Genomic DNA, 15,253 nt, shown 5'->3' on the forward strand with positions numbered 1-15,253 from the left:
CGTGCGGTTTCGTTCTTTCAAACTTTTCTTTTGCCATTTCAAAATACCTATTTTTAGCAAAGGCCCACATAAAGCGGGCCGTAAAATTTAATCAAAAAGAATTAAGCGCCTTTCTGAGCACTTGCGATGATTTCATCCTGGATATTCTTAGGTGCATCCATGTACTTCTTGAATTCCATGCTGTAGTTAGCACGACCTTGAGTCAATGAACGCATCTGGTTTGAATAACCAAACATTTCCGACAATGGTACTTCAGCTTTAATCGACTTACCAGTAGGAATATCATCCATGCTTTCAACCATACCACGACGACGGTTAAGGTCACCGATGATATCACCCATATACTCTTCAGGAGTAGTTACTTCTACCGCCATGATCGGCTCAAGGATAACCGGGTTAGCCTGTACAACACCGTTCTTGACACCCATACCAGCTGCAACGGAGAACGCCATTTCGTTCGAGTCAACATCGTGGTATGAACCATCGATCAACTCAACACTAACATCAACCATTGGGAATCCGGCGATAACACCGTTTTCCAACTGAGCCTGAGCACCTTTTTCTACCGCACCGATGTATTCACGCGGAACCGCACCACCAACGATGCTGTTGATGAATTCAAAACCTTCACCTGCTTCACGCGGTTTGATCTTGAATACAACGTGACCATACTGACCACGACCACCAGACTGACGAACGAATTTACCTTCGCACTCAACGGCAGACTTAATTGTTTCACGGTAAGAAACTTGAGGTGCACCGATATTCGCTTCAACGTTGAACTCACGCTTCATACGGTCAACGATGATATCCAAGTGAAGCTCACCCATACCAGAGATGATTGTTTGGTTTGTTTCTTCATCAGAGTGAACACGGAAAGAAGGATCTTCCGCAGCCAATTTCTGAAGTGCAATACCCATCTTCTCTTGGTCAGCCTTAGTCTTAGGCTCGATCGCGATCGAAATTACCGGCTCAGGGAAATCCATACGTTCAAGAACGATTCTGTTATCAGGATCACACAATGTATCACCTGTAGTAGTATCTTTAAGACCTACCGCACACGCGATATCACCGGCACGTACTTCTTTGATCTCTTCACGAGAGTTCGAGTGCATCTGCAATAGACGACCGACACGTTCACGCTTCTCTTTAACCGAGTTATATACAGGGCTACCTGCATTCAGAACACCTGAATAAACACGGAAGAAGGTCAAAGTACCAACATAAGGGTCAGTCATGATCTTGAACGCAAGCGACGCGAAAGGCGCATCATCAGAAGAAGGACGCTCTGCTTTAGAACCATCTTCAAGTTCACCTTGAATCGCAGGAACATCAACAGGAGCTGGCATGTATTCGATTACCGCATCCAATAGCGCCTGAACACCTTTGTTCTTAAAGGCAGAACCACAGAACATAGGTACGATTTCAACATCGATACAACGCTTACGGATACCCGCTTTGATTTCTTCTTCAGTCAAATCACCTTCTTCAAGGTATTTATCCATCAACTCTTCAGAAGCCTCAGCTGCAGATTCAACCATCTTCTCACGCCATTCCTGACAAAGATCGACCATGTCTTCAGGAATATCTTCATAACGATATTCCATACCCATGTTCTCTTCTTCCCAGTAGATAGCTTGCATCTTAACCAAGTCGACAACACCTCGGAATGTTTCCTCAGCACCTATTGGCAACTGCATTGGAACCGGTTGCGCACCTAGACGATCGATTACCATCTGGTTAACGTTCAGGAAGTTAGCTCCCGCACGGTCCATTTTGTTTACAAAGCCCATACGTGGCACGCCATACTTATCAGCCTGACGCCATACAGTTTCAGACTGAGGCTCAACACCACTTACTGAACAAAAACAAGTTACGGCACCATCCAGTACTCGCAAAGAACGTTCAACTTCGATTGTGAAGTCAACGTGACCCGGAGTATCGATGATGTTAATGCGGTGCTCTGGGAACTGACGACCCATACCACTCCAGTGAGTAGTTGTAGCAGCAGAAGTAATGGTGATACCACGTTCCTGCTCCTGTTCCATCCAGTCCATTGTTGCACCACCGTCATGTACCTCACCGATTTTGTGAGATACACCAGTGTAATAAAGAATACGCTCTGTAGTAGTGGTTTTACCCGCATCAATGTGCGCCATAATACCAATGTTACGGTATCTTTCAATTGGGGTTTTACGTGCCACGTTAATAAACCTTTTAATTAAATTCCAAAACAATAAAGGCCCTAAACCGGGCCTCAATCAGATTACCAACGGAAATGTGAGAATGCCTTGTTGGCTTCTGCCATTCGATGGGTATCTTCTTTTTTCTTGATGGCTGAGCCACGATTTTCAAGCGCGTCAGATAACTCGCCAGCCAATCTCAACATCATGCCTTTTTCACTACGCTTTCTTGAGGCTTCAACCAACCAACGCATAGCCAACGCCATCTTACGCTCTGGTCTAACTTCAACTGGCACCTGGTAAGTTGCACCACCAACACGACGGGACTTAACCTCAACCATAGGACCTACGTTATCAAGAGCTTCTTTCAAAAGGGCAACATGCTCGCCGCCTTTTTTGCGCTCAACAACTACGTCTAAAGCATCATAAACAATCTTTTCGGCAACGGACTTCTTACCGCTAACCATAATCATATTGACAAACTTTGTTAAAGTTGTGTCACCAAACTTAGGATCAGGTAGTACCTGTCTTTTTGGAATTTCTCTTCTTCTAGCCATTCTTAACTCTTCCGGTATAAATGTAACACTAATATTGCAAATCGTATGTCTAAGGAATTCTTAACGAATTAACCCTTAGGACGCTTCGCACCGTACTTAGAACGACCTTGTTTACGTCCATCAACGCCGGCGCAATCCAATGCACCACGGACCGTATGATAACGTACACCAGGCAAGTCTTTTACACGACCACCACGGATAAGGATAACCGAGTGTTCCTGCAAGTTATGTCCTTCACCACCAATGTAGGAAGAAACTTCATAACCATTCGTTAAACGTACACGCGCAACTTTACGCAGAGCAGAGTTTGGCTTCTTAGGGGTTGTTGTATAAACACGCGTACATACACCACGACGCTGAGGACAAGCCTGCAACGCAGCAACATTAGATACCTTACGCTTATCTTTACGCGGCTTACGCACCAACTGGTTAATTGTAGCCATTCAATTTTCTCCAAATTTGAGATTAACTCTTACACATAAACGAATCTGCGGCCAATATAGACCGCAAATAAGGATTGAAAATTTTAGTGACCTATTTCAAATAAGTCAAGCATAAATGCTTGAAATTATTTGAATTAGATTTCACCTTCTACATTTTCAACTTCTACTTCTTCAGACTCAGCCGAAACTTCGACCACTTCTGTTTCTTCAGGCTTCATAAAGGCTTGCAACTCGTCCATTACAGCGTCGTTAGCCGCCTTACGCGCCTGATGATAAGCAAAACCGGTTCCGGCAGGAATCAGTCGGCCGACAATTACGTTTTCTTTCAAACCAATCAGCTTGTCACGCTTACCGCTTACCGCCGCTTCTGTCAGAACACGTGTAGTCTCCTGGAAGGAAGCCGCAGAAATAAACGATTCAGTAGCCAAAGACGCTTTGGTAATACCAAGAAGCACGCGCTCAAAAGATGCTTCAACTTTACCTTCTGAACGAGCCTGCTCGTTTAACTCAATAACACGTGAGTACTCAGTCTGCTCACCTTTGATCAAGCCAGTATCACCAGATGTCTTAACCTCAACTTTTCTCAACATCTGACGAACGATCGTCTCAATGTGCTTATCATTGATTTTTACACCCTGAAGACGGTAAACATCTTGAACCTCATCAACGATGTATTCAGCCAAGCGCTCGATACCAAGAAGACGAAGAATATCATGTGGATTAGGATTACCCTCGACCACAATATCCCCTCTCTCAACTCGCTCACCTTCAAAAACGGAAACCGTACGCCACTTAGGAATCAATGTTTCGTACTGCTCGCCGCTATCCTGTGTGATGATCAAACGCTGCTTGCCTTTTGTCTCTTTACCGAAACCGACAACACCTGCAACTTCCGCCATAATAGATGGCTCTTTCGGCTGACGTGCTTCGAAAAGATCGGCGACTCGAGGTAGACCACCCGTGATATCTTTGGTTTTTGAACTCGCTTGTGGAATACGTGCAAGAACGTCACCGGCACCAGCTTTATCCGCTTCCTGTACAACTACGATTGAGTTTTCAGGCAAGTAGTAGATAGCAGGTGTCTGAGTACCAGGGAAATTAACGGCAACGCCTGACTCATCGACCAAAGTGATGTATGGTCGTGCTTCTTTCACCGCACTAGTACGCTCTTTTGCATCTTTAACAACGTGAGTTGTCAAACCAGTCAGCTCATCAACATTTTCTTCAACGGTACCTTCAAAGTTACCAAATTGAACCTTACCTTCAACCTCAGTGATAACTGGGTGAGTATGTGGATCCCACTGAGCGATAATATCTCCAGAAGAGACTTGTCCGCCATCTTCTACAGATAGGATCGCACCATAAGTGATCTTATAACGCTCTTTCTCACGCCCAGACTCATCAGCCAATGAAACCTCACCTGATCGTGAGGTAACAACGATTTGACCGTCTGAGTTTTTGATGGTTTTCAGGTTATACCACTTAACAGTACCACTGTGCTTAACTTCAATCTGGCTTTGAGCAGAAGAACCAGAAGCCGTACCACCAATGTGGAATGTACGCATTGTCAACTGAGTACCAGGCTCACCGATTGACTGGGCAGCCATAACACCGACGGCCTCACCCATGTTAACCAAGTGACCTCTTGCCAAATCACGTCCGTAACATTGCTGACAGATACCAAAGCGAGTTTCACAAGTCATTGGCGAACGAACATAAACGTGGTCAACCCCGTTTTCATCAATGATATTAACCAATCTTTCATCAAGCAAGGTTCCGGTCGGAATCAGCACCGAACCATCCGCTGCAACGACATCTGCACTGGAAATACGTCCCAAAACGCGGTCTTTCAATGTCTCAACAACATCACCACCTTCAACATGGGCCGTCATCTTGATCCCGGCGTCGGTACCACAGTCATTTTCGGTTACAACAACATCCTGTGCCACATCAACCAGACGTCTTGTCAGATAACCCGAGTTAGCCGTCTTCAATGCAGTATCGGCCAAACCTTTACGAGCACCGTGTGTCGAAATGAAGTACTGAAGTACGTTCAAACCTTCACGGAAGTTTGCCGTAATCGGCGTTTCGATGATCGATCCATCAGGTTTCGCCATCAAACCACGCATACCACCAAGCTGACGCATCTGCGCTACGGAACCACGAGCCCCGGAGTCCGCCATCATGTAGACAGAGTTGAATGATGTCTGTTGAACTTCATTACCGTCTTTATCGGTAACGTTTTCAAACTGAAGCTCATCCATCATCGACTTGGTGACCAATTCATTGGTATGCGACCAAATATCGATAACTTTGTTATAACGCTCACCATCAGTTACAAGACCTTGTGAGAACTGTCCTTGGATTTCGGCAACCTGACTTTCAGCGCGATCAATAATATCCGCCTTGCTTTCGGGAATCAGCATGTCATCTGAACAGAAAGACAGACCCGCCAAGGTAGACCACTTGAAACCAGCATACATTAACTGGTCAGCAAAGATAACAGTCTCTTTTGGACCCAAGACACGGTAACAAGTATTCAAGACTGAACTGATATTCTTCTTAGTCAAAGAAACGTTCAACAAGTCGAAACTCAAGCCCTTAGGCAGGATTCTGCACAATAGTGCGCGACCCGCTGTCGTATCGACGATACGCGAACTTACGCTCTCTGTACCACTCTCATCAATAACCGTTTCTTCTACTTTCAATTTAATCTTAGTGTGCAAGTGCACGACTTTAGATTGCAACGCACGTTCAACTTCACGCCAGTTCGAGAACGCTTTACCTTCTCCTGTGGCATTGATGCTTTCACGCGTGATGTAATACAAACCAAGTACAACGTCCTGAGAAGGAACGATAATCGGATCACCGTTCGCAGGTGACAATAAGTTGTTTGTAGACATCATCAAAGAACGTGCTTCCAACTGTGCTTCCAAAGACAAAGGTACGTGTACCGCCATCTGGTCACCATCGAAGTCGGCGTTGAATGCCGAACAAACCAACGGATGCAAGTTGATCGCCTTACCTTCGATCAATACAGGTTCGAATGCCTGGATACCAAGACGGTGAAGCGTCGGAGCACGGTTCAATAGAACCGGATGCTCACGGATTACTTCATCAAGAACGTCCCATACTTCCGGCAATCCCTGCTCAACCATCTTCTTGGCCGCCTTGATTGTCGGAGACATACCACGCTTCTGCAACTTACTGAAGATGAATGGCTTGAACAATTCCAATGCCATCTTCTTAGGCAGACCACACTGGTGCAGTCTTAGCGTAGGGCCAACAACGATAACGGAACGACCCGAGTAATCCACTCGCTTACCAAGCAAGTTTTGACGGAAACGGCCTTGCTTACCTTTGATCATGTCAGCCAAAGATTTCAACTGACGTTTGTTGGTGCCAGTTACGGCACGACCGCGACGACCATTATCAAGAAGCGAGTCTACCGCCTCTTGAAGCATACGCTTTTCGTTACGAACGATAATGTCTGGCGCCATCAGATCCAACAGGCGCTTCAAACGGTTGTTACGGTTAATAACACGGCGGTAAAGATCGTTAAGATCGGAAGTTGCAAAACGGCCACCATCAAGTGGTACCAATGGACGCAATTCCGGTGGCAACACAGGAAGTACATCAAGAATCATCCACTCCGGTCTGTTGCCTGAATTAACGAAAGATTCAATCAACTTCAAACGCTTAGAAATTTTCTTCTGTTTGGTTTCAGAGTTTGTACTTTCTATCTCTTCACGCAGGCGTACTGCTTCACCATTCAAATCAATGGCCTGCAACATCTTCTTGATCGCTTCTGCACCCATTTGCGCTTCGAACTCATCGCCGTACTCATCTAGTGCGTCAAGATATTCTTCTTCAGAAAGCAGCTGCCATGGTTCCAATGGAGTCAGACCAGGGTCTACAACCATGAACGCTTCAAAATAAAGTACCGCTTCAATCTCTTTCAATGTCATATCAAGCATCAAACCGATACGTGAAGGAAGAGATTTCAAGAACCAAATATGTGCAACGGAAGTCGCGAGATCAATATGACCCATACGCTCACGACGTACTTTTGATTGCGTGACTTCAACACCACACTTCTCACAGATTACACCGCGGTGCTTAAGACGCTTGTACTTTCCACACAAACATTCGTAATCACGGATAGGACCGAAGATTTTTGCACAGAAAAGACCATCACGCTCAGGCTTGAAGGTACGGTAGTTAATGGTCTCTGGTTTTTTGACCTCACCAAAAGACCAAGAACGGATTTTTTCCGGTGAAGCAAGCGACACTTTAATCGCATCAAAATCACTAGATACGTTTTGTTTTTTTAGAAAACCGAGTAAATCTTTCATTTAGTCTTGCTCCAACTCAATATCAATACCTAAAGCGCGAATCTCTTTGCGTAGTACGCTAAATGATTCAGGCATACCTGGTTCCATATATTCATTACCGTCCACAATGTTCTTATACATTCTGGTACGACCATTCAAGTCATCCGACTTGACCGTCAACATTTCCTGCAACGTGAATGCGGCACCGTAAGCTTCAAGTGCCCACACCTCCATCTCACCGAAACGTTGACCACCGAATTGGGCCTTACCACCTAACGGCTGCTGGGTAACCAAACTATAAGGACCGGTTGAACGTGCATGCATCTTATCGTCAACCAAGTGGTTCAACTTCAAGTAATACATGTAACCAACGGTAACAGGACGGTCAAACTCTTCACCCGTCAAACCGTCGAACAACTTCATCTGACCGGATTCCGGTAAATCTGCCAAACGCAATAATGCTTTGATCTGACCTTCGGATGCACCGTCAAATACTGGTGTCGCCAAAGGCACACCTTTTCTCAAGTTATTCGCCAACTCAATAACTTCAGCATCGCTGAAGCTATCAAGATCGACTGATTGACCTTGAGTTTCATTATAAATTTTAGCCAGGAAGCCACGTACTTCCGCAATATCAGCCTGCTGCTGAAGCATTGCGTTGATCTTAGTTCCCAAACCTTCGGCTGCTAGACCGAGATGTGTTTCAAGAATCTGACCTACGTTCATACGCGACGGTACACCTAGTGGGTTCAAACAGATATCGACAGGACGGCCCGTTTCATCAAACGGCATATCTTCAACCGGACAAATACGGGAGATAACACCCTTGTTACCGTGACGACCGGCCATCTTATCACCCGGCTGGATACGACGCTTGATTGCGACGTACACCTTAACCATTTTCGAAACACCAGGCGCCAAATCATCACCCTGACTCAATTTCTTACGCTTCTCTTCGTAAGCATCGTTCAACTCTAGGCGCTTCTGCTTCAACTGAGTTTCTAATGCTTCAAGCTGACGGCTGATTTCAGCGTCGTCAACATTCAATGCAAACCACTTCTCGCGCTCAACACCAGCAAGGAAAGCTTCGTTGATCTTAGTTCCGTCAACCAACTTCTTACCATCAAGCATGACAGCGATACGATCTAAAGTATCTTCTTTAAGAATAGTGTACTGTTCATCGATATCCTTACGGATACGAGACAATTCCTCTTCCTGAATCGCAAGAGCACGCGCATCTTTCTGAACTCCTTCACGGGTGAAGACCTGAACATCGATAACCGTACCTTCAACCCCTTTACTTACACGCAAAGAAGTATCTTTAACGTCAGAAGCTTTCTCACCGAAGATTGCACGCAATAGTTTCTCTTCAGGAGTTAACTGGGTTTCACCTTTTGGCGTAACCTTACCGACCAGAATATCACCCTGCTTGACTTCAGCACCGACGTAAACGATACCGCACTCATCCAAACGAGCTAATGCAGCTTCACCTACGTTAGGGATATCCGCTGTAATCTCTTCAGGCCCTAGCTTCGTATCACGAGCCAAACAAGTCAATTCCTCGATGTGGATCGTCGTATAACGATCTTCTTGAACGACGCGCTCAGATACAAGGATGGAATCCTCAAAGTTGTAACCGTTCCATGGCATGAACGCGATACGCATGTTCTGACCAAGTGCCAATTCACCCAAGTCAGTCGAAGGACCGTCTGCCATTACATCACCACGAGCGACCATATCACCCGCTTTTACAATCGGCTTCTGGTTGATACAGGTGTTCTGGTTAGAACGCTGGTACTTGACCAGGTTGTAGATATCAACCCCTGTTTCGCCTTCTTTGATTTCGTCTGCATTGACACGAACCACGATACGCGCCGCATCGGCAGAAACAACTTCACCGCCACGCTCGGCAACAACCGTAACCCCAGAGTCGATCGCAACAGTCTTCTCAATACCGGTACCAACCAAAGGCTTGTCTGCACGAAGTGTCGGGACAGCTTGACGCTGCATGTTCGATCCCATCAAAGCACGGTTAGCATCATCGTGCTCAAGGAAAGGAATCAATGATGCAGCAACAGATACGATCTGCTGTGAAGAAACGTCCATATAGTCAACATCTTTTGAAGACGCAAGGATGGTTTCGTTCTTATGTCTTGCGGTAACAAGATCATCCATCAAGTTGTTCTTAGCATCCAACTTAGCACTCGCCTGTGCAATTACGTATTGCGCTTCATCGATCGCAGACACGTATTCAACTTCGTCGGTAACCTGACCATCAACAACCTTGCGGTAAGGAGTCTCAAGGAATCCGTACTCATTCGTTTTGGCATAAATCGCCAAAGTGTTGATCAAACCGATGTTTGGACCTTCAGGCGTTTCGATCGGACATACACGACCATAGTGGGTTGGATGAACGTCACGAACTTCAAACCCGGCACGTTCACGTGTCAGACCGCCTGGCCCCAATGCAGAAACACGACGCTTATGCGTGACTTCCGACAATGGGTTTACCTGATCCATGAACTGTGACAACTGGCTGGAACCGAAAAATTCTTTGATTGCTGCTGAAACAGGTTTGGCATTGATCAGATCCTGAGGCATAAGGCCATCGGATTCTGCCTGGTTCAAACGCTCTTTAACAGCACGTTCAACACGAACCAAACCAACGCGGAATGCGTTTTCCGCCATTTCACCAACCGCACGGATACGGCGGTTACCAAGCGTATCAATATCATCAACGGTGCTTAAACCGTTACGGATATTGATCAACTCACGGATAACGTCAATGATATCTTCTTTCTCAAGAACGCCCACACCTTCGTTTGACTTACGGCCAAGACGACGGTTCAACTTCATGCGACCTACTGAAGACAAATCATAACGGCTCTCATCAAAGAACAAGCTATTGAACAATGCTTCAGAAGACTCTTTTGTTGGTGGCTCACCTGGACGCATCATGCGGTAAATTTCAATCTGCGCTTCCAACTGTGAGTTAGTTGAATCCAAATTCAGTGTATCGGAGATATATGGGCCGTTCTCGAGCTCATCAACATAAAGCACCTTAAGCGTATATTTATCCATCAGGCTGATCTTATCGATCAACTCCTGAGTCAATACATCGTTCGCACGGGCAACAAGCTCTCCGGTAGTCTCATCCATAACACCGGTTGCAAGCACTTTTCCTAACAGGTACTCAGCAGATACTTCTACCTTTTCAATTCCGGCTTCCTTAAGCTGCTTGACTGTACGAGCAGTGATCTTTTTGTCGGTTTCAACGATCTTCTTACCGTCATGCTCAATATCGAATACAGCAGTCTGGCCTTTTAGCTGATCCAAATTAAGAGCAAGTTCGAACTTACCTTTCTTAACTTTGATCTCATTATGTTCGAAGAATGCGCCAAGAATTTCTTCATTACTGTAACCCATTGCACGCAACAGAATCGATACTGGCAATTTACGACGACGGTCAATACGAGTAAACAGGCAATCGTTATGGTCAAACTCAAAATCCAACCATGAACCACGATAAGGAATGATTCGAGCATTGAACAACAACTTACCGGAAGAATGCGACTTACCTTTGTCATTATCGAAAATAACACCAGGTGAACGGTGAAGCTGAGTCACGATAACTCGCTCTGTTCCGTTAATGACAAATGTACCGTTTTCTGTCATCAACGGAATATCGCCTAGGTAAACTTCTTGTTCTTTGACATCTTTCACCGGACGCTTTCCGGCAGGTGCATCTTTATCATAGATGACCAAACGCATCTTGACACGTAATGGAGAAGCGTAAGTAACACCACGTTGCTTACACTCCTTAACATCAAATTCAGGTTGCCCCATATGGTAGCTGACATACTCAAGATCAGCCGTACCAGCCACACCACGAATTGGGAACACAGACGTAAATGCTGCATTCAGACCAACGTTTGCTCTTTCTAAAGGTTTTTGATCCATTTGCAGAAACTCACGGAATGAGCCTTTCTGCAGGGATAACAAATAAGGAACTTCAAGAATAGATGGACGTGTTGCAAAATTCTTACGGACACGTTTCTTTTCAGTTAAAGAATAAGTCATCGTTTACCTCGACGCTAAAATTGCCAGGAAAATAAATGGCACTGAGGACCATTTAGTAATGCATAAAACTGTAGTAGCAGCTTCAGTTTTCTAACTACACTTACTAGCACACTTTTACACACTGTTAAAACGCGAAAAGGCCGGCGCTAAAAAACGCCAGCCATCGCTTTGCTGTGTAGACAGCGAAGTATAAGAATTACTTAACTTCGACTTCTGCACCTGCTTCTTTAAGGTCGTTAGCCAAAGCTTCAGCTTCTTCCTTAGAAACACCTTCTTTAAGAGTGAATGGAACACCTTCAACAGCTTCCTTCGCTTCTTTAAGACCAAGACCAGTTGCACCACGAACTGCTTTGATTGCAGCAACTTTGTTCGCGCCAGCACCAGTAAGAATTACAGAGAATTCAGACTGTTCTTCTGCAGCACCACCAGCTTCACCAGCAGGACCAGCAGCTACCATAGCAGCAGCAGAAACACCGAATTTTTCTTCCATTGCTGAAACTAGTTCAACAACTTCCATTACTGACATATTAGCAACGGCTTCTAGAATATCATCTTTAGATACAGACATTTGTAATCTCCTAAAATTTTAATTGGGTTGTGCTTAAGTTAGTACTTAAGCAGCTTCAGCTTCTTTCTGCTCTTTAACAGCAGCAAGAGCGCGAGCCAATTTCGCAACAGGCTCTTTCATAACAAATAGAAGCTTAGCAACAGCTTCGTCGTATGTAGGCAGAGCAGCTACAGCGTTCAATTGAGAAGCGTCCAATACGCCTTCACCAATCGACAATGACTTAACAACTAGTGCATTGTTGTCTTTAGCAAAATCTTTGAATACACGTGCCGCATTCCCTAACTCTTCACCAGAGAAAGCGAAAACCAACGGACCGACAAAAGTATCGGCCATGTCTTCAAATTTAGTGCCTGCGACAGCACGACGAGCCAAAGTGTTCTTTACAACACGAACCTTAACATTGGCTTCACGTGCTTTAGCACGAAGTTCGGTCATTTGCTCTACAGTCAAACCACGATATTCAGCTGCAACGATTGAACCGGCTTCTGCAACAACAGCAGAAACTTCTTCAACGACAAGCTTTTTATCTTCGATATTGAGTGCCATATAACCTCCAAACAGTTTGATATATATCGACTACATCAAACTCTTCCATCTACGTAGGCTTAAATCTATTAAGAATGCATCCTCTGCACTCACCCACGGTCTGCGATGGGCGCTCACTCATATCAACAATTGATTCAAGGAGACCCAATTCGCAAATAATGCTCGCATGCATTAAGCATGCGGGCATTATTATAGAGATGACTGATCTACAAGTAGGCCTGGACCCATTGTTGTAGAAATAGTCACTTTCTTGACGTAAGTACCTTTTGCAGAAGCTGGCTTAGCTTTCTTAAGGTCTTCCATCAAGGCTTCTAAGTTTTCTTTTAGCTTATCCGCTTCAAACGCAACAGTACCGATTGAAGCATGGATGATACCAGCCTTATCAGCACGGAAACGAACCTGACCGGCTTTAGCGTTTTTAATCGCACCAACAACATCAGGAGTAACAGTACCGGTCTTAGGGTTTGGCATCAAACCACGTGGACCAAGAACCTGACCTAGCATACCAACAACACGCATTGCGTCTGGAGATGCGATAACTACGTCAAAATCCATCATGCCTTTTTTGATTTCATCAGCCAAATCTTCCATACCAACGAAATCCGCACCCGCTTCTTTAGCAGCTGCCTGATTTGCTTCACCGGTGAAAACAGCAACACGAACGTCTTTACCAGTACCGTTAGGCATAACAGTAGCACCACGGACAACCTGGTCAGACTTACGAGGATCAATCCCCAGACGTACAGAAACATCAACAGATTCAGTGAACTTAGAAGTTGCTAATTCTTTCAAAAGGTTTAAACCTTCAACCAAGTCATAAGCGGCATTGCGATCAACGCGTTCTGCAAAAACTTTTTGTTTTTTAGTCAATTTTGCCATCTTATTATTCCTCTACCACTAGACCCATACTACGAGCAGAACCCGCAATAATCTTTACTGCAGCATCTAAATCGTTCGCATTCAAATCTGCCATTTTAGTGTTTGCAATCTCTTCCAACTGCGCACGAGTAACTGTACCAACCTTGTTCAAGTTAGGTACGGCACTACCACTACTAATACCAGCCGCTTTCTTCAACAGAATTGATGCTGGAGGCGTTTTAGTAATGAACGAGAAACTACGGTCACTATAAACTGTAATAACAACAGGAATAGGCATCTTAGCTTCAAGGCTCTGAGTCTGCGCGTTAAACGCCTTACAGAACTCCATGATGTTTACACCATGCTGACCCAATGCAGGACCAACCGGTGGACTTGGGTTTGCAGCACCAGCAGGTACTTGCAACTTGATATAGGCTTCAATTTTCTTAGCCATGACTTTCTCCTTATGGGTAAAACGCTTTTCAGCTCCCCAGTGGTTTTAACATCGATATTGTTTAGGATTTTTCGACCTGTCCGAACTCCAACTCTACTGGAGTAGATCGACCGAAAATCAATACCGAAACTTGCAACTTATTCTTTTCGTAATCAATCTCTTCGACTACGGCTTCAAAGTCCTTGAAAGGACCATCAACAACACGAACCATCTCACCTGGTTCGTATATAACTTTAGGACGCGGCTTATCAACACCGGCCTCTACACGCTGAAGGATACGATCCACTTCCTTCTGTGTAATTGGTGCCGGACGATCACTCGTACCACCGATAAAGCCCATGACCTGAGGAACACTTTTAACCAAGTGCCAAGTATCCTCATTCATTTCCATCTGTACCAAGACATAGCCAGGGAAAAACTTTCGTTCACTAGTACGCTTCTTCCCTTCTCGAATTTCTACAACCTCTTCGGAAGGCACTAAGATTTCACCGAATTGCTCGACCAATCCTGCACGCTCAGCATACTCAACCAATGCCTTCTGGACTTTCTTTTCATATCCAGAATACGCATGAACGACATACCATCTCTTTGCCATCTTAACCACCTTGTCCTGTTAATATTTGGACTGCCCACAAGAAGAACATATCCACCAACCAGAAGAAAATACCCATGATGATGACGACCACAAATACGATCAACGTCATCTGAACTGTTTCCTGTCGAGTTGGCCATACAACTTGTCGAACTTCCCTCTTAGCATGACCTAGGTAATTAAACCAGTTTCGACCCATTGCCGTCTGATACAAAATAAATGCAGAGATAGCTACGCCAGCTATGACACCTAAAACACGAACAACAGCATGCGCTTCTTGATATACATAATAACCAACTAACGAGCCTACTAGCACTGCAACAGCCAATAACAACTTAACTGTATCCAGCGAGTTTGATGCTTTTTGTTCTTGAATTTGTTTACTCATAACCTATTAGCTAAATTAAAAACGACCCGCATTCGTCAAAATGCAGGTCGTTATGAAATATGGCAGGGGTAGAGGGATTCGAACCCCCAACACCCGGATTTGGAATCCGGTGCTCTACCAATTGGAGCTATACCCCTGAATTTGCCGCAAAAAAAAGAGGATTATACATCCCCTTTTTTTATTTTGCAAGCGTCGAATTACTCGATAATCTTAGCAACAACACCCGCACCAACAGTACGTCCACCTTCAC

General features: G+C 44.9%; 11 protein-coding genes and 1 tRNA gene. All 12 read right to left on the reverse strand.

Annotation, left to right across the window (positions count from 1 at the left end; genetic code table 11):
* Positions 1–101: 101 nt before the first annotated feature.
* Positions 102–2,204, reverse strand: coding sequence for an elongation factor G (gene fusA, locus QCB45_RS11315; RefSeq protein ID WP_279421158.1), 2,103 nt, complete (start codon positions 2,202–2,204; stop codon positions 102–104).
* Between the two features lie 62 nt (positions 2,205–2,266).
* Positions 2,267–2,740, reverse strand: coding sequence for a 30S ribosomal protein S7 (rpsG, locus tag QCB45_RS11320; RefSeq protein ID WP_279421159.1), 474 nt, complete (start codon positions 2,738–2,740; stop codon positions 2,267–2,269).
* Between the two features lie 68 nt (positions 2,741–2,808).
* Positions 2,809–3,183 (reverse strand): 30S ribosomal protein S12, encoded by a 375-nt coding sequence (gene rpsL / locus QCB45_RS11325; RefSeq protein WP_028487292.1) that lies wholly within the window; start codon positions 3,181–3,183, stop codon positions 2,809–2,811.
* A 134-nt stretch (positions 3,184–3,317) separates the two neighbouring features.
* A complete protein-coding gene (rpoC, locus tag QCB45_RS11330; protein ID WP_279421160.1) occupies positions 3,318–7,538 on the reverse strand; it encodes a DNA-directed RNA polymerase subunit beta' in 4,221 nt (1,406 codons plus the stop codon).
* The gene (rpoB, locus tag QCB45_RS11335; RefSeq protein ID WP_279421161.1) at positions 7,539–11,597 is read right to left on the reverse strand and encodes a DNA-directed RNA polymerase subunit beta; all 4,059 of its coding nucleotides are present in this window, start codon (positions 11,595–11,597) and stop codon (positions 7,539–7,541) included.
* A 196-nt stretch (positions 11,598–11,793) separates the two neighbouring features.
* Positions 11,794–12,165, reverse strand: coding sequence for a 50S ribosomal protein L7/L12 (gene rplL, locus QCB45_RS11340; RefSeq protein ID WP_279421162.1), 372 nt, complete (start codon positions 12,163–12,165; stop codon positions 11,794–11,796).
* A gap of 45 nt (positions 12,166–12,210) precedes the next feature.
* Complete coding sequence (rplJ, locus tag QCB45_RS11345) at positions 12,211–12,711, reverse strand: 50S ribosomal protein L10 (protein ID WP_279421163.1); 501 nt, start codon at positions 12,709–12,711, stop codon at positions 12,211–12,213.
* A gap of 189 nt (positions 12,712–12,900) precedes the next feature.
* Positions 12,901–13,590, reverse strand: a complete 690-nt coding sequence (rplA, locus tag QCB45_RS11350) for a 50S ribosomal protein L1 (RefSeq protein ID WP_279421164.1) — start codon at positions 13,588–13,590, stop codon at positions 12,901–12,903.
* Positions 13,591–13,594: 4 nt separating this feature from the next.
* Complete coding sequence (gene rplK, locus QCB45_RS11355; RefSeq protein ID WP_279421165.1) at positions 13,595–14,023, reverse strand: 50S ribosomal protein L11; 429 nt, start codon at positions 14,021–14,023, stop codon at positions 13,595–13,597.
* A 61-nt stretch (positions 14,024–14,084) separates the two neighbouring features.
* Positions 14,085–14,618, reverse strand: a complete 534-nt coding sequence (gene nusG, locus QCB45_RS11360) for a transcription termination/antitermination protein NusG (RefSeq protein WP_279421166.1) — start codon at positions 14,616–14,618, stop codon at positions 14,085–14,087.
* Position 14,619: 1 nt separating this feature from the next.
* Positions 14,620–15,003 carry a preprotein translocase subunit SecE gene (gene secE / locus QCB45_RS11365; RefSeq protein WP_279421167.1) on the reverse strand — a complete coding sequence of 128 codons (384 nt, stop codon included), beginning with the start codon at positions 15,001–15,003 and terminating at the stop codon, positions 14,620–14,622.
* A gap of 60 nt (positions 15,004–15,063) precedes the next feature.
* Positions 15,064–15,140 (reverse strand) — tRNA-Trp (locus QCB45_RS11370).
* Positions 15,141–15,253: the final 113 nt, after the last annotated feature.

This window comes from Thiomicrorhabdus sp. ZW0627, assembly GCF_029767005.1.
In the GTDB taxonomy this organism is placed as follows: domain Bacteria; phylum Pseudomonadota; class Gammaproteobacteria; order Thiomicrospirales; family Thiomicrospiraceae; genus Thiomicrorhabdus.

Bases quoted from the DNA above. Each gene is read 5' to 3' on its own strand.
- secE (WP_279421167.1), bottom strand. From the start codon at position 15,003: ATGAGTAAACAAATTCAAGAACAAAAAGCATCAAACTCGCTGGATACA.
- rplK (WP_279421165.1), bottom strand. From the start codon at position 14,023: ATGGCTAAGAAAATTGAAGCCTATATCAAGTTGCAAGTACCTGCTGGT.
- rplJ (WP_279421163.1), bottom strand. From the start codon at position 12,711: ATGGCACTCAATATCGAAGATAAAAAGCTTGTCGTTGAAGAAGTTTCT.
- rpsL (WP_028487292.1), bottom strand. From the start codon at position 3,183: ATGGCTACAATTAACCAGTTGGTGCGTAAGCCGCGTAAAGATAAGCGT.
- rpoC (WP_279421160.1), bottom strand. From the start codon at position 7,538: ATGAAAGATTTACTCGGTTTTCTAAAAAAACAAAACGTATCTAGTGAT.
- rpoB (WP_279421161.1), bottom strand. From the start codon at position 11,597: ATGACTTATTCTTTAACTGAAAAGAAACGTGTCCGTAAGAATTTTGCA.
- nusG (WP_279421166.1), bottom strand. From the start codon at position 14,618: ATGGCAAAGAGATGGTATGTCGTTCATGCGTATTCTGGATATGAAAAG.
- rpsG (WP_279421159.1), bottom strand. From the start codon at position 2,740: ATGGCTAGAAGAAGAGAAATTCCAAAAAGACAGGTACTACCTGATCCT.
- rplA (WP_279421164.1), bottom strand. From the start codon at position 13,590: ATGGCAAAATTGACTAAAAAACAAAAAGTTTTTGCAGAACGCGTTGAT.
- rplL (WP_279421162.1), bottom strand. From the start codon at position 12,165: ATGTCTGTATCTAAAGATGATATTCTAGAAGCCGTTGCTAATATGTCA.